General features: G+C 53.1%; 16 protein-coding genes. 13 read left to right on the top strand and 3 right to left on the bottom strand.

Annotated features, from left to right (window positions below):
• Positions 1–32: 32 nt before the first annotated feature.
• From WHS46_08575 to WHS46_08550, 6 genes are all read left to right on the top strand, one after another.
• Entirely contained in the window at positions 33–1,301 is a 1,269-nt protein-coding gene (locus WHS46_08575; protein ID MEJ5348727.1) for a CoB--CoM heterodisulfide reductase iron-sulfur subunit A family protein, read from the top strand.
• Positions 1,302–1,305: 4 nt separating this feature from the next.
• Positions 1,306–3,525: a hydrogenase iron-sulfur subunit gene (locus tag WHS46_08570; protein ID MEJ5348726.1), complete on the top strand. Its 2,220-nt coding sequence runs from the start codon at positions 1,306–1,308 to the stop codon at positions 3,523–3,525.
• Positions 3,526–3,561: 36 nt separating this feature from the next.
• Positions 3,562–4,722, top strand: a complete 1,161-nt coding sequence (locus WHS46_08565; protein ID MEJ5348725.1) for a (Fe-S)-binding protein — start codon at positions 3,562–3,564, stop codon at positions 4,720–4,722.
• 221 nt (positions 4,723–4,943) lie between these two features.
• Positions 4,944–5,195 (top strand): hypothetical protein, encoded by a 252-nt coding sequence (locus WHS46_08560; GenBank protein MEJ5348724.1) that lies wholly within the window; start codon positions 4,944–4,946, stop codon positions 5,193–5,195.
• Between the two features lie 63 nt (positions 5,196–5,258).
• A complete protein-coding gene (locus tag WHS46_08555; GenBank protein MEJ5348723.1) occupies positions 5,259–5,975 on the top strand; it encodes a YkgJ family cysteine cluster protein in 717 nt (238 codons plus the stop codon).
• 11 nt (positions 5,976–5,986) lie between these two features.
• Complete coding sequence (locus tag WHS46_08550; protein MEJ5348722.1) at positions 5,987–6,775, top strand: YkgJ family cysteine cluster protein; 789 nt, start codon at positions 5,987–5,989, stop codon at positions 6,773–6,775.
• Between the two features lie 301 nt (positions 6,776–7,076).
• Here the strand turns inward: WHS46_08550 and WHS46_08545 are convergent, their stop codons facing one another.
• The 3 genes from WHS46_08545 to WHS46_08535 form a co-directional block, all read right to left on the bottom strand.
• Positions 7,077–7,340, bottom strand: coding sequence for an ogr/Delta-like zinc finger family protein (locus WHS46_08545; GenBank protein MEJ5348721.1), 264 nt, complete (start codon positions 7,338–7,340; stop codon positions 7,077–7,079).
• A gap of 374 nt (positions 7,341–7,714) precedes the next feature.
• Positions 7,715–8,122 carry a DUF5663 domain-containing protein gene (locus tag WHS46_08540; GenBank protein MEJ5348720.1) on the bottom strand — a complete coding sequence of 136 codons (408 nt, stop codon included), beginning with the start codon at positions 8,120–8,122 and terminating at the stop codon, positions 7,715–7,717.
• A gap of 119 nt (positions 8,123–8,241) precedes the next feature.
• Positions 8,242–9,255: a transporter substrate-binding domain-containing protein gene (locus WHS46_08535; GenBank protein MEJ5348719.1), complete on the bottom strand. Its 1,014-nt coding sequence runs from the start codon at positions 9,253–9,255 to the stop codon at positions 8,242–8,244.
• A gap of 268 nt (positions 9,256–9,523) precedes the next feature.
• Here WHS46_08535 and WHS46_08530 point away from each other — a divergent pair, with 268 nt between their 5' ends.
• The 7 genes from WHS46_08530 (at position 9,524) to WHS46_08500 (ending at position 15,681) form a co-directional block, all read left to right on the top strand.
• The gene (locus WHS46_08530) at positions 9,524–9,976 is read left to right on the top strand and encodes a thioesterase family protein (protein ID MEJ5348718.1); all 453 of its coding nucleotides are present in this window, start codon (positions 9,524–9,526) and stop codon (positions 9,974–9,976) included.
• A gap of 68 nt (positions 9,977–10,044) precedes the next feature.
• On the top strand, positions 10,045–11,205 hold the full coding sequence (locus WHS46_08525) for a homocysteine biosynthesis protein (protein MEJ5348717.1): 1,161 nt from the start codon (positions 10,045–10,047) through the stop codon (positions 11,203–11,205).
• Positions 11,206–11,235: 30 nt separating this feature from the next.
• Positions 11,236–12,042, top strand: a complete 807-nt coding sequence (gene larE / locus WHS46_08520; GenBank protein MEJ5348716.1) for an ATP-dependent sacrificial sulfur transferase LarE — start codon at positions 11,236–11,238, stop codon at positions 12,040–12,042.
• Between the two features lie 30 nt (positions 12,043–12,072).
• Positions 12,073–13,068, top strand: a complete 996-nt coding sequence (locus WHS46_08515; GenBank protein MEJ5348715.1) for a tRNA 4-thiouridine(8) synthase ThiI — start codon at positions 12,073–12,075, stop codon at positions 13,066–13,068.
• Positions 13,069–13,216: 148 nt separating this feature from the next.
• A complete protein-coding gene (locus WHS46_08510) occupies positions 13,217–13,399 on the top strand; it encodes a hypothetical protein (GenBank protein MEJ5348714.1) in 183 nt (60 codons plus the stop codon).
• 32 nt (positions 13,400–13,431) lie between these two features.
• Positions 13,432–13,800: a hypothetical protein gene (locus tag WHS46_08505; GenBank protein MEJ5348713.1), complete on the top strand. Its 369-nt coding sequence runs from the start codon at positions 13,432–13,434 to the stop codon at positions 13,798–13,800.
• A gap of 6 nt (positions 13,801–13,806) precedes the next feature.
• Positions 13,807–15,681 (top strand): RiPP maturation radical SAM C-methyltransferase, encoded by a 1,875-nt coding sequence (locus tag WHS46_08500; protein ID MEJ5348712.1) that lies wholly within the window; start codon positions 13,807–13,809, stop codon positions 15,679–15,681.
• The last annotated feature ends 100 nt before the right edge of the window (positions 15,682–15,781 follow it).

The raw sequence follows: 15,781 nt of genomic DNA, 5'->3' as shown, positions 1-15,781 counted from the left end.
ATGTTTTCACAATGAGCAGTGGAGGAGAGTCCATGTCTGAAGTGACCAACGGCCATCGCAGTGTCTTGGTGGTGGGAGGCGGGATGAGTGGGTTGAGTGCGGCCCTGGAGGCGGCGGAAGCCGGATATCCCGTCTACATCGTGGAAAAGGAGCCTTACTTGGGAGGGCGTGTGGCGAGGATGAACAAGTATTTTCCAAAGCTATGTCCTCCGTCGTGTGGCCTGGAAATCAATTTTCGTCGGATCAAGAACAATCCGTTGGTGCGGTTTTTTACTATGGCGGAAGTAATCAAGATTTCCGGACAACCCGGGGACATGGATGTGAGCGTGAAGATTTCCCCCCGTTATGTCAACGAAAAATGCACGGCGTGCGGGTTGTGCTCGGAAGCCGCGGAAACCCGGGTGCCCAATCCCTTTGATTATGGTTTAAGCATGGTCAAAGCGGCATATCTTCCGCATGAGTTCGCGTTTCCTTTGCGTTATGTGATCGCTCCGGAAGTGGTTGGAACGCCCGAGGCGGAAAAAATTCGGGACGCCTGTCCTTACGGGGCTGTGGACCTCGGAATGCAGGAAAAGGTCTTCGATCTCAAGGTGGGCGCTGTGGTGTGGGCCACAGGCTGGAAGCCTTACGATGCGACAAAGATCGCCTACTACGGGGGAGGCTCTTTTAAAAACGTGATCACCAACGTGGTCATGGAACGTTTGGCATCGACCAATGGACCGACACAGGGAGCGATTCTGCGTCCATCGGACGGAACGGCTGTGCAGAAAGTTGCCTTTGTGCAATGTGCTGGATCCCGCGATGAAAACCATCTGGCCTATTGCTCCGGTATCTGCTGCCTCGCCTCCTTGAAGCAGGCAACGTATGTCTTGGATCAAAATCCCAATGCCTCGGTGACCATCTTTTACATCGATATTCGTGCTTTGGGAAAATACGAAGACTTTTACACAAAGGTTCAAACCGATGCTCGCGTGCGGTTTGTCAAGGGCAAACCCGGGGAGATTTGTGAAGATGCCCAATCGGGTCAGGTGATCGTGCAAGTGGAAGATCAGGAAACCGGAAAGATCCTTAAGGAGGCTTTTGATTTGGTTGTCCTGGCCACGGGCATGGTGCCGAGCACGGCCGAAGACAAAGTTCCTGCCGAAATGGCCTACGACGAACACGGGTTCCTGCTTCCGGCGCAAGCCGTTAGCGGCGTGATTCCCGCCGGATGTGTGAAGCGCCCGGTGGATGTGGGCTCCAGTGTTCAGGATGCGACAGCGGCGGCCCTTAAGGCGATTCAGGCGATGGTGAGGAGGTAGGCCCATGGAAAAGAAAATTGGTGCGTACATCTGCACGGGCTGCGGCATTGGGGAAGCTTTGGATGTGGCGGCGTTGGCCAAGGTGGCCACCGGGGAGTACAAGGTGCCCGTGTGCCGAGAGCATGCCTTTTTGTGCAGTGAGGAAGGACGAAAGCTTATAGAAGACGACATGGCCCAACAAGGGGTAAACACCATCGTCATTGCGGCGTGTTCCCCTCGAGTCATGACGGATGTGTTTGATTTCCGACCGGATAAGGTTCTCGAGCGCGTGAATCTGAGGGAACAGGTGGTGTGGAGTCATCCGGCCGGAGACGAAGACACCCAGATGATGGCCGAGGACTACCTACGCATGGGCCTGACCAAGGCCAAAGAAATGGAACCCCCTGTGCCTTTTCAGGGTGAAAACTTGAGCAAGCGCATCCTCGTGGTCGGGGGTGGCCTTACAGGACTGACGGCCGCCAAGGAAGCTGCGGCAGCCGGCTATGAGGTCGTGCTTGTGGAAAAGAGCGACACCCTTGGAGGATACCTGAAAAACGTTCATTCCGTGCCGCCCTTGGGCCCACCGTATGAAGATCCCTACCCTTTTGATGGAGAGGGGTTGATTGCGGCGGTAACCGGAAGCGATAAGGTCAAGGTTTACACGGGGGCTCACATCGAAAAAATCAGCGGCGCGCCCTGCATGTTTGATGTCACCATTCAGTCCAACGGATCGCAGGCGGCGGAGCGGGTTGGAGCCATTGTTTTGGCTACGGGTTCCGTGCCCTATGATGCCTCAAAGCTCACGCACCTGGGTTATGGCACGCATGCCGACGTCATCACGGCCGACCGTCTGGAAGCCATGCTCAAGGAAGGCCAAGTTCTGCGCCCGTCCAACGGACAGCCCGCGGGAAGTGTGGCCTTTGTCCTCTGCGCCGGATCCCGAGACCCGGACCACCTGCCCTATTGTTCGGCGGCATGCTGTGTCGAATCCTTGAAACAAGCCAGAGTCTTGAAACAAAAGAACCCCGATATGCCTGTCTATATCTTTTATCGAGACATGCGGGCGACGGGAAATTACGAACTGCTTTATAAGCAGGTGCAAAAGGATGGAGTGATTTTTGTCCGTGGGACTGTCACGGACGTGAGTGATGACGGATCCGGCGCTCTCACCGTTTCCGCTCAGGATGTGCTCACCCGCTCGCCCATCACTTCCGAATCGGTGGATCTGGTGGTCCTGGCCACGGGCATGGTTTCCACCGCGGCCCTAGGAAAGCCTTTTAAGGCCCAACAACCCAAGGAAGGCGAAGAGGCTCAGGAGGTACCGGCTGACACCATTCTGGTTTCCAACCTGCTCAACCTGGAGTACCGGCAAGGGCCCGAAGTGCCGGCCCTGAAGTACGGGTTTCCAGATTCCCACTTCATTTGCTTTCCTTATGAATCGCGTCGCACAGGCATTTATCCCGCCGGGACGGTTCGCGCTCCCATGGATTATGCTCGTGCTTTGGAGGACGCCGCCGGAGCGGCGCTCAAGGCCATTCAGTGTGTGGAGATGACGGCTCAGGGAAAAGCGGTGCATCCTAGGGCCGGAGACCTCAGTTATCCGGAATTCTTCATGCAGCGATGCACCCAGTGTAAGAGGTGCACGGAGGAATGTCCTTTTGGTGCCATCAATGAAGACGAAAAAGCCAACCCGCTTCCCAACCCTACGCGATGCCGTCGCTGCGGCGTGTGCATGGGAGCGTGTCCGGAACGGATTATCTCATTCAAGAATTATTCTGTGGGCATGATCGGCAACGTGATCAAAAACATCGAGGTGCCCGAAGAAGACGAGGAAAAGCCTCGCATTGTCGTTTTGGCGTGCGAAAACGACGCCTATCCCGCTTTGGATATGGTGGGCATTCGGCGCGCTCAGTACAACCCCTGGGTGCGGGTCATTCCGGTGCGTTGCCTGGGTTCCATGAACTTGGTCTGGATCGCTGATGCGCTGTCCAAGGGCATCGACGGAATTTTGCTTTTGGGCTGCAAACACGGCGATGATTACCAGTGCCATTTCGTCAAGGGAAGTGAACTGGCCAACATTCGCATGAGCAAGATCAAGGAAACCCTGGATCGCCTGGTGCTGGAATCGGACCGCGTTCGTTTTGAGCAGGTTTCCATTACGGATTACGCCAAGCTGCCGCAGTTGCTTGATGACTTTGCAGCAACTTTGGAAAACGTGGGCCCGAACCCGTACAAGGGTTTTTAACGGCCCAGATTGCGGAAAAAACGGAAGGAGATTCCCATGGAACCCAAATTCGTCTCGCTGGAAATGCGCGACTATATCGTGAGCATGGGCGCGGAGACCGTGAACTGGTGCATGCAGTGCGGTCTGTGCACCAATCTATGCCCGTGGCGCCTGGTGCCGGGGGAAACCAGCGAAAAATTCAACATTCGCCACATGCAGCGTTTGGGCCAGATGGGCATGGAAGGTTTTGAAGAAGAACAGATCCTTTTTGCCTGCACCACCTGCAGCATGTGCCAGAGCAATTGTCCTCGCGGCGTGAAGATTGTGGACAACGTGCGGGCCATGCGGTCGAGCCTCGTAGGGGCGGGGATGGCCCCCGCCAACCTGCGACCGATCTTGGGCAGCGCCCACGCCAACGGCAATCCCTGGTCGGGGCCTCGCGAAAAGCGCACCGCCTGGCAGCAGGGACTGGATGTCCCCTCTTTTGGTCCGGACACCGAATACTTTCTCTTTGTCTGCTGCCATTCCTGCTATGACCCTCGAAGCACCAAGGTGGCTCAGAGCATTGTGAAGCTGTTGAAGGCCGCCGGGATCAGCTTTGGTGTCATCGGCAACGAAGAAAGCTGTTGCGGGGAAAGCATGCGCAAGCTTGGCGACGAAGAACTTTTCCAAAAACTGGCCCAGTCCAATATCGAGCTCTTCAACGCCAAGGGTGTTAAAAAGATTATCACCACCTCGCCTCATTGCCTCTGGACCTTCACCCACGAATACCCCGAAATGGGCGGACAATGGGAAGTGATTCATTACACGCAACTCTTGGCCCAATGCCTAGAGGACGGTCGATTAAAACTTGTAGACGGTGTGTCCAAAAAGGTCGCCTTTCACGATCCCTGCTACCTGGGTCGACACAGCGGTATTTTTGATCCGCCTCGCCGGCTTCTTCAGACTGTGGCCAAGGGCGAAACGGTGGAATTGAGCCGGCGTCGTGAGCTCAGCTTGTGCTGTGCCGGCGGCGGCGGTCGTATTTGGGCGGAAGTGCCCATGGGAGAACGCTTTGGGGAACTGCGCATCACCGACGCCCTGGACAAAGGGGCTCAAGTGCTGGCCACGTCTTGTCCCTATTGCATGAACATGTTAATTGACGCATGCAATAGCTTGGGCAAGCAGGAAGAGTTGGAGATTGCGGAGCTGTCGGAGCTCTTGGCCGCAAACCTCTAGAACCGGGCTCGATCGAACTTTTCCGGGCCGTCCTCCTTTCCTTTCGTGGAAAGGCCAGCGGCAACGGCTGGTAAGTCCTTTCGTCTCGTTCGCAAAACCGTGGCACTCTTCTTTTGTGGCCGAGGGCGTCGGAAGACTGAAGGAACGTGCTCCGTAAGGGAGCCCAAGAAAAGGGGCGGGCGAAGCCCGCCCCTTGTTGTTAAGAGAAAAAGGAGGTTTTTGTGACCCCGGAAACGCTCAAGACCCAGCAAAAGGATTATTTCGTCGCCGAATGGGTGGAAGAACAGCTCGTGATGATTCCCCACTGTTTCTGCGGCCGAGAAGTGAATGAAGACTATTTTTGTGACGTCTGTCAAAGGCAATGCCTGTGCCAGGTCATTTTGTGTCGAGGACCTCAGACCCTTAGGGTTGTGGAAATGTTTTTGCACGGGAATCCTGATTTCAAGAATTTTCAGGCTTTTCCCTACGATTGATGATACCTTGTTCTCTGAAAGTAGGATGTGAAGCATTCTGTGAAAGGATCAAAGGACGGTCTTATGAACCCCGCACAAGATACTGAAGTGGTTTATCGTGCGGAGAGCACGATACGGTTTGCTTGTCACCATGACTTACCATGTTTTACCCAGTGTTGTCGCGATGTGAATATTTATCTCACCCCTTACGATATTCTACGATTGCGCCGTCGCTTGCGCATGGGATCGACGGAATTTCTAGCTCGATACACGCGCCATTATTTGGCCAAGGTCACCCATGTGCCTGTGGTGCAGCTGGCCATGGACCCCGAAACTCTGCGATGTCCCTTTGTGGGGGATGAAGGATGTCGTGTCTATGAAGATCGGCCTTGGGCGTGCCGCATGTTTCCCTTGGATTTGGGAAAAGAAAACGGAGCCTATCGCCTGCTGGCGGACAAAAAAAGATGCCTGGGGCTTCATGAAGGACCGTCGTGGACGGTAGGCCGGTGGCTCAAGACACAAGGCGTGGATCTTTACGAAGCCATGGAACAGGCCTTTCAACAAGTCATGCCGCCGGATTTTAAGCCCGGAGAGCGTATGGAAGCGGGATTGGGAAAGCTCTTGTACCTGGCTTATGATCTCGACCGCTTTGACGCCATGTTGAGTGATCCTAGATTTCGAGCGTTTTACGGCATCGATGAGGATCGTTACGAAAAGGTGCAACAGGACGATGAAGAAAAGCTTCTTTTAGCCTTCGCTTATATTCAGAACCAGATGGCCGAACTGTTTTCGGTTCTTTAGAAAGAAACCTCATGGAAAAAGAAATTGTGGACACGGCTCCCCAGAAGATTCGCGACCGTCTAAGGCCTATTGTCAACGGGACATTTCAGTTTGCATGCCACCCTAACGTCCCCTGTTTTACGGAATGTTGTCGCGATTTGAACCTTATGCTGACGCCCTATGACATTCTCAGGCTGGCTCGGCATCTGGGCCTTTCGACTACAGCCTTTTTGGATGCTTATACCGATGTGGTGGTGGCCGAAGGCAGCCCTTTGCCCTCAGTGATCCTGAAGATGCAGGAGGATGCCAGGCGCACCTGTCCTTTTGTGACGGACGAGGGATGCCGGGTTTATGCCGATCGGCCTTCGGCATGCCGCACTTACCCGCTGGCTCGAGCGTCGAGAAAGCATCGAGTCCACGGCACGGTATTGGAATCCTATTACTTGGTCGTGGAAGATCATTGCCGAGGTTTCGAGGAGCCGTGTTCCTGGACCATTGAGCAATGGATCGAAGACCAGGGTCTGGAACCGTACCATCGGATGAACAACGACTGGATGGACATGGTTACGCACCCACGTCTACGCCAGGGTCTTTCCGAAAAACAGATTCCCATCTATTTCATGGCATCCTACGATCTGGACCGGTTTCGATCCTTTGTGTTTGAAAGCCGGTTCTTGGAAGTTTTTGACACGGGGATCCTCGATGTGGAGCGGGCCCGCGAAGACGACGCGGCACTTTATGAACTCGCCATGTCGTGGCTGAAATGCTTCCTTTTGGGCGAAGGACCTATCCGGCCCAAAAAAGGTATTTCAGGGCCTTGATCCCAAGACATTCCCATCGCTAATACCTTGACGAGACAAGGGCGTGACGGCGCCTCGCCCTTACGCCCGGAGACCTTTTTTCTTTTGCGGACGCAAGTCTCTGGCCCCCTCATTTTACAGGCGGGACGCACAGGCCCGTCAGGGAATGGCCTCGTTTCAGGATTGCAGAGGCGAGGCGACGCCTCACCCCTACAAAACGGCATATGACGCAACCGTCTTTGAGGTTTTCGGATGAACTCCTGCCGTCGAAAGGAGGCGCTTAAGGGCATGCAGCGGAAACAAGGGGCTAGGAAACGGCCCTTTAGTCCTCAATAATCCCAGTCTTCAGAGCGTCTCTGGACCAAACGGGGAGAGGCCCTCGATAGCCCGTGTCGGGATCATATCGAAAACGGTACGACGCTCTGGTGCAAACGGTTTTCTCCATTTGACTCCAGCCCCGGACGAAATACGGGCATTCATCGTTAAAACACACCCAGAAGTATTCAGCCGACCAGGTGGAAAAGTCCGGTGTACGCCATTTCTTCATCTGTTGACCGCAGTGGGGACAAATGGTGAGATCTTCCATGGGCTTTAACTCCGTATGGAGATTGCTTGATGATCCTTTTTATTACACGCTCTATTTAACACGAGCATGAAGATAAGAAGCCGTGCACTGAAAAGCAAGACCGAGTTCCATTCACGACCGAAAAGCCGTCGAAGTCTATGCATGGGGGTTTGTTCCCACGGTGATAGAACCGGTGTTTTGCTTCAAGGGTCGGCTGACCCATCATTTGTAGGGGCGGACCGATGTGTCCGTCCCTACAAATTTTCTGAGAATCGGCTGGGGGCACCGGTCCGCCCCTGCAGAATTTTTTGAGGGCTGGACGGACATAGGGGGCTGCCCTTCAGCGCATATGCCGAGAAGGCCTGTCTGCTTTGGCGCGTGCGTAAAACTCCAGCTTATGACGACACCGAGGTGTCCGGAAGGTTTTCAAAATCCTTGGGGTCGAAGCGGCGGTTTTTCATGAAAAGCACCGTGAATTGCTTCATGGTTTCTTTCATGACCTCCTGGTAATGAGGCACATGCTTGTCAAAGATTTCTTCCACCTTTTTGTAACTGAGTTTTGACAGATCCTTAGTGAGTTCCAAATATTCGGCACGTTTGTCTTCCGGCAGTGCCTTAACCATGTTTTGACCCAGAAGATTTTCAAACAGCTTGTACATGTCATCAAGGAGTTTTTTGAGAGCCTCGGGGGTGTGCTGTTCTCCCTTTTTTTCCACGAGAGCTTTCAAGAAATTGACGATATAGGGGTTGCGAATGTTGAGAGGTGTTGCTTCTTCCGTAGCCGGGCTGAACGGTGTGTTCATGGCATCCTATCCTTTGTCGGTTGTGTGGCGTTCTGGAGGCATCGTACCTCGTCGTCGCGGACACTTTACCACGATCGTTCCCCTATTGTCAGGGCTTTGGTAGCCCTCAAGGTATGTCTTTACCCGGAGACGGCTTTTTTCTTTTGTTGTTCCGCATCCTTAAAGGCTTTAAGTTCCTCGTAGATCTTTTTGGAGCATTCGGGGCAGATACTGTGCGTAAAGGTTACATCCGCGTGCTGGCTGAGATAACTTTCCAGTTGATTCCAATAGCCTAGGTCGTCTCGAATTTTTTTGCAGTAGGCGCAGATGGGCAAAAGTCCTCGGAGCTTTCGAACGTTTTCCAGGGCTTCTCGCAATTCCTGAATGAGGCGTTCCTTGTCCTTTTCGACCTGCCGACGTTCGGCGATTTCGGACTGCAGCACCTTGTTTTTGAGGCGTAATTCGGTCAATGCGGCCAACAATTCCTGCGATTTGCCCTGAAGCTTGAATCGATAGAGAGCGTACGCACCTATGGCCCATAGAATAAGAAAAGCACCTCCCAGCAGCATCGCGTTTATGAGGCGGGAACGTGGCAGATGCACCCAATTGTCCTGAGGCCACCAGCGCACCAATAGGGTTTGGCGGTCCTTTTCGGTGAGCTTGAGAAATCCCTGGTTGATTTCAGTCAGTAGATCCGTTCTGTCTGGGCGGACGGCGACACGAATCGCCAAGACACCATCATGGGTTGTGACCGTAGGCGCTCGAAAAAGAAGCATGACCGGGTCACTCAGGGCAAGCTCAGGATGACTGGCCAGGGTGAAAAGCCCGGTCCACGCATCGGCTCGACCATCCAGAATACGGTTTTCCATATCCATGGTTTCAGAAAGGACAAACTTTACGGAGCGTCCTGTGCGCGAAGCCCAAAGCCGCCACAAGTCCACGAACAACCCGGCGGGCTGGCCATGGATGTCCGTGTAGGAAAAGGGTTCGTGGTTTTCTCGAGCTGCCACAACGAGGGGTATATTCTGAGCCGACGTCAGGGAAACAAGAGGGGGCTGCACAGAAGAAAAAATCAGGGTGCAGAACAAAATCAGCCCAAGAAAGGGTGTTCCGCCACGACGGTCTGTTTTTCTGTTAAGGATGGCCGAAAGCATCTGGAATTCTACCTGAAAACGGTGTGCTCAATGCGTTCTTCTTTCATGAACTGTCATTGCATCCTAGTGCAAGCGAAAGCTTTTGCCAAGGGGAAAGCTGAATCCAAACGGCTTTCCAGTCTCAAGAAACTGTAAAGGCGGACCGGCATGCCCGCCTCATGTGCCACGGAAATTCGCTGGAAAGAATGTAAAGATAAAGGTGTACGACAAGGGCCGCAAATAATGTTAATCTGATTTTATTACGAACACCAACAAAAAGGAGTGGACTATGTTTGAGCTTCCCCAAGATGCTCCGCAAAATTGCTTGGAAATTCCCATTACCATTCGGTTTGGAGACACGGACCCCTACGGAGTGGTTTACTTTGCATCATACTTTCGTTATTGCCACCATGGTATTGAAGAGCTCATGCGTCACGTGGGTTGTCTTCCCGAAAAGTATTTTCGAGATACCGAGCGCGGGTTCGGCCTACCGATCGTGGGGGCTGCGTGCGACTTTTTTCGGCCGGCCAAATATGGCGATGCCTTACGCCTTCGAGTAGGGGTCTTCAGGATGAGTCTTCGATCCATTACCTTCGCCTTTTATTTCTTTTTGCAAGATCGTTCGGACGTTGTGGGGCGCGGCCACGCCTCCATGGTTGCTATTGACAGAACGTGGCGATCCTGCCACCTTCCGGAGGAACTGAGAGAGGCACTGGAGCCCTACAGGTTTTTTAAGGCGTAGAAAGGATCGGCGCTTTAGAAGCGGGTTTGCATGGTCAAGGTTATTTTTTTGAGGGGAGTTAAAGGCACATGGCGACATTTTCCAGGACTTATGAGGAGATCAACGAGCGCATTCGTAAAGGCAGTGTGGTGGTTTTGACGGCGGAAGAAATGACCCGATTGGTCAAGAGAGTGGGTCCGGAAAAGGCTGCCAAAGAAGTGGATGTGGTCACCACGGGCACCTTTGCGCCCATGTGTTCTTCGGGAGTTTTTATCAACTTCGGCCATACTCAACCCCCTATCAAGGCGGCTAAGGTATGGGTCAACGATGTTCCCGCCTATGCGGGGCTGGCTGCTGTAGACATCTATTTGGGCGCGACGGAGCCTGCATTTGATGATCCTCTCAACAAGGTGCATCCGGGAACTTTTGAATATGGAGGAGGTCATGTCATTCATGACCTGGTAAGCGGAAAACCCGTGCGGATTCGCGCCGAAGCTTACGGAACGGACTGTTATCCGAACCGTCACGTGGAAATGACCGTCACACTCCAGGATTTGCCCTATGCCGTCCTGTGCAACCCTCGAAACGCCTACCAAAACTACAACTGCGCCGTGAATCTTTCCAAAAAAACCATCTACACCTACATGGGACCCCTCAAACCTCGCCTCGGCAACGCCAACTATTCCACTTCGGGTGAACTAAGTCCCTTGTTAAATGATCCGCATTATCGCACCTTAGGGCTGGGAACACGCATCTTTCTCGGAGGTGGCGAGGGATACATAGTCTGGCATGGCTCTCAGCACAGGCCAGAAGCGCCGAGATTGCCCAACGGGGTTCCTCGAATGCCTTCGGGGACCTTGATGGTGTTGGGGGACTTAAAGGACATGAGCCCTCGATGGCTTATGGGGGTGAGTATTCAGGGATATGGTTGTTCTTTGGCGGTGGGTATCGGGATTCCCATACCGATTTTAGATGTGGAAATGGCCGCCTACACGGGAGTCTCTGATGCGGAGATTGTCACGCAGGTGAAAGACTACAGCTTCACACAGGCGGAACCCTTGGCGGAAGTCAATTACGAAGAACTACGCTCGGGTCATATTCGTATCGGGGACAAAGAAGTACCTACCGTACCGCTTTCGAGTGTGGTGCGGGCTCGAGAAATTGCGGAAATTCTCAAGAAATGGATCCAAGAGGGGCGGTTTGAACTAGGAGTGCCTCAGCGGCTCCTGCCCAATCCGTTCAGGCGCTGAAGAAATATTTTATCCATGGAAAGAGGAGGCTTGAGCGAAAAAGGGATCGTGTGGAATCAGATGGACTTCGAAAAAATGGCGCGCCTTGAAGCGGTGACGGCGTCGTGGAAAACCGTGGCGGTGGCCTATTCGGGAGGTGTGGATAGCACTCTGCTGTCCTGGCTTTGTGCCCGCGTTCTCGGAAAATCGGTTCATCTGTACTTGGTCCAAAGCCCGTTTCTTTCGGCTCGAGAACTCACCTCAGCTCAAGCGGTCGCCTGGAAGCTGCATCTACCCCTCAAAATCTTGCCTTTGGACCTCTTGGCATTGAAAACGGTTCGAGAAAACGACTCCAATCGATGCTACCATTGTAAAGCCGCAATCATGGAAGCTGTTTTTCATGCACGCCTCCATGGAGCGGTTGTGGTGGACGGATCCCACGTAGACGATGCGCAGGAAGATCGTCCTGGACGAAAAGCCCTTTTGGAGAAGGGTGTTGCCAGTCCTTTTGCCTTGGCGGAATGGACCAAGAAAGACATTCGTCGCTTCGCGCGGAACGCAGGGCTTTCCAATTGGAACAAGCCATCCCAGTCCTGCTTGGCGACACGGGTTCCTTTTGGGACATCGCTGCAGGTGGACACTTTGAAAAGGATTGAAGCTGCCGAGGACATTCTTTATCAGGTGGGGTGTGTGCAGGTGCGGGTTCGATGGCGCGGCCTAGAGGCTCGAATACAGGTTGGACGGGACGATATGAACATTTTGCGTGAACCCAAAGTCTACGGGCATGTATCGCAACACATGAGGCAGCTGGGCTTTGCTCGAGTTGTTCTGGATTCCACGCCTCTTTCCTCGGACTGACTCATCTTCGATGCTAACCAGAGCACCTTGATGCAAACGATGACATGCAAAGGAAAAGGCATTGGGTTGTTGTCCGGAGGTCTGGACGGCATTTTGGCGGTCAAAGTGCTTCAGGAACAGCCCCTGGATCTGGTGGCTGTCACTTTTACCACGCCTTTTTTCGGCCCGGAAGGCGGCTTACAGGCAGGGCGCCTGGCAGGCATTCCCACGCGAGTGGTTGATCTTGGCGAAGTGTTTCTCAGGATGCTTAAAAATCCTCCTCACGGTTACGGACGGCACATGAATCCTTGCATAGACTGCCACGGGTTGATGCTGCGTGAAGCTGCCAAAATCATGATCGAGGAAGGCGCGGATTTTCTTTTTACGGGAGAAGTGGTTGGGCAACGCCCCATGAGCCAACGGCGGGCTGCTTTAAAAATTGTTGAAAAGATGTCCGGAGTCCCAGGCCGAATTCTCAGACCTCTAAGCGCCAAGCTCCTGGAACCTACGATTGTGGAACGTGAAGGATTAGTGGATCGAGAAAAACTTTTGGATATCCATGGACGGGGTCGAAAGCGGCAAATGGAGCTGGCCGAATTCTATGGTATTCGCGAGATTCCTCAGCCGGGGGGAGGCTGCATGCTCACCAAAGAGGGTTTCGCGAGAAAGCTCAAAGAGCTTTTTGCCATCATGCCCCATGCGGAAACTATCCATGTGGAAAGACTCAAATGGGGACGTCATTTTCGTCTGGGCAGCTCGTGCGTGTTGGCCGTAGGAAGATCAAAACACGAAAATGAACGTCTCTCGGCCATGGCCGGCCCGGACGATGTCCTTCTTAGAGTGCCTTCCCATCCTGGCCCCACAGCCCTTCTTTTTGGAACAGCTCCACGGCGGGCTCATGTTCAAGCGGCGGCCATGATCGTGGCGGCTTACAGTGATGTGGCACAGGGTGAAAGGGTGGAAGTGCTCTGGATTCAAGGGAACACGCAAGGATGGATTCATGTCAAGAATGTGGGAAGAACCCCTTGGCTTCACTGTCTTCTATGATTTGATCAGGTTTTTTGTGATCTTCCCGACTCCGGCGACCATGCTTTATGCGGCTGTGATAAAAGTTCATGTTGGATTTCAGCGAACATGACCTTATAATTGCGCTCAAGCGCCAAAGTGGAAAACCAAGGGACGAAAGGAGAACGCAATGACGACTCTTCGTCAAGTCTGTCACTGTGAAAACTGCGGAAACGAAGCGGATATGGTGGTCACGTGCACCTGGGTTGAGGTGGAAGAGAACCCGGGAGTTGTTTCCAAGAAGAAAAAGGAAACACGCAAGTGTACCGTGTGTGGCAATGAAGCCGACATGATTTTGGACGATAGCGAATGAAAAAGCACGTCACATGGGGGATCGATGTCGCGATGAGCATGGCACGTTCCAAAAGACCGGTTCCCAAACACATTATTGTTTGTCCGTTTTGTGAGGTGGCACAGCCTATTCCCACGGATTTTGACGCCATTCATCGATGTCAGTGCGGAGCGTGTTTCAAGGTGTGTGGGCACCACGCCGTGGAAGACAGTATGTCCGACATCGCGGAAGAGCTTTGGGAACCGGATGAATTGGACTTCATTCGTTCTGTGCCCATGGATTTCTGCAATGTGGTGGTGGAAAGAGATTTCGACCGGCTGTTGGATCTAAAACAAACGGCCGATCCTAATGAAATTTCAAGGTTCTGCAAATATGACGTGGGCTCACCTTTGAGCCTGATTTGGGTGAAGAGGCTTTTTTAAAATCCCATGCGGGTCGTTTTGGTGTCCATGCCTTGGGCCTTGGCCGATCGCCCATCCATTCAACTTGGAACCCTGAAAGCTTTTCTCTTAACCCGTTTTCCTCAAAAGCTTCAAGTGATGACGGCCCACCCTTACCTGTCTGTGGCAAGGGTTCTGGGCCGTTTCCTTTACCAAAGAATCGCGGAACGTAGCTGGCTTGGAGAAGCCGTCTATGGAGCTTTGCTTTTTCCAGAACGCTTTGAAAGCTGTGAAAAGCTTTTTTATAAAGAATGGCGCCGCTTTGAAACCGGCTCGGTTCCCAACTTTCCACAGATTGTCTCCAAAATAGATGAATTTCATAAAACCATGCCCCTCTGGACCCATTTGGAACAAGGGGATTTGGTAGGGTTTTCCGTCTGTTTCGCACAACTTACCGCCTCGCTATTTTTGGCTCGAACCCTTAAGCAACGGTCCCCTTCCGGTCGCATAGTTTTCGGAGGCAGCCTGGTGAGCGGCCCCATGGGAAAATCGATCATGGAACTTTTTCCGTGGGTGGATTTTGTCATCAATGGAGAAGGGGAAAAACCTTTGAATCGCCTCGTGTCGCGCCTTTTGGAAAGGCACGGGACGAGAGGGAACGATGAAAATACTTGGGGCCCGGGAATCTTTTATCGTCGTGAGCGAAACCAAATTGCCGGGGAAGGATTGGACCAGATTTCCCATCTCGATACCTTGCCTCTTCCCGACTACAGCGACTTTTTTCAAGAAGCCGCCTTGCATGAGGAGCGGACAGCCATATTTGCTTTGCCTGTGGAATCCAGCCGGGGATGCTGGTGGCACCTGGCTCGGGAAGGCACACCGACCCGAAAGGCCTGCCGCTTCTGTAACCTCAATCTGCAGTGGCGCGGCTATCGATCCAAAAAACCCGAACGGGTAAGCTTGGAATTGAAAACTTTGGCTGAAAAACACCGAAGCTTGCGTTTCGTTTTCGTCGACAACACCCTGAATCCTGCCAGGCTTTTAAAGATGGCCCAAGAGATTCAGGGCACAGGAAAGGATTTCGATCTTTTCGGGGAAGTGCGCTTACCTTTGAGCCGTGTACATGTGCGGGCCTTGAGACTGGCAGGGTTTCAAAGAATTCAGGCCGGTATCGAGGCGCTCAGTGACAGCCTTTTGAATCGCCTGGGCAAAGGCACCCGTGTCATCGACAATGTAGCCTGGATGCGCCATTGTGAAGAGTTCGGCATTGAAAATCGATCCAACCTACTGATGGAATTTCCTGGTTCCACACAGGGGGAAGTGCAGGAAACTTTGAAGGTGCTGCACCAGGTTGGTGTGTTTCGTCCATTAAAGGGCGTGCGGTTTTGGTTGGGAGAAGGAAGCCCTGCGGCCATGGATGCAGCGGCTTACGGGCTTCGAGCCGTCAAAAACCATCCGCACTATGCCGCCATCTTTCCAGAGACGGTTTTCAAACGAGCCCGTTTTTTGATCAAGACCTACCGAGGCGATCGAGCTTACCAACGAATCCTATGGGCGCCGGTCCGGAAGTTTCTTCAAAGATGGCAGCGAGAGGACAAGACCTTTCGCGAGTATACGGACGGGAAAACCCCGAGGCTGGGTTACTGTGACGGAGGAACCTTTCTTCTGCTTCGTAGACGGGATCTTTACGGGCAGGTTCTTGAAACCTTTCGCCTCGTTGGCCCCTCGCGGGACATCTATCTCAGCTGTTTGGATCCCATCGCGTTGGAAGACTTGCATAGAAAACACCCTCGGTTTTCCAGAAAGGCTCTCGAGGGCTTTCTAAGGGATATGGTCGACAAGGGTCTTGCCTTTGAATCCCAAGGGTGGTTCTTGAGCCTTGCGGTCCACGAGGGAGTCCAAAAGTTCCTCAAGAGTCCATAAACTGAAAGCTTCTTTGAGCATGGGGACTCACGTTCACGTGAAATAAGAGAACTTTCTCTTCTTCGACCGACACAGAGAACCTTGAATTTATGCCGAGTTA

The organism is Desulfosoma sp. (genome assembly GCA_037481875.1).
Taxonomy (GTDB): domain Bacteria; phylum Desulfobacterota; class Syntrophobacteria; order Syntrophobacterales; family DSM-9756; genus Desulfosoma.
This window is presented reverse-complemented; position numbering and strand designations above follow the sequence as displayed.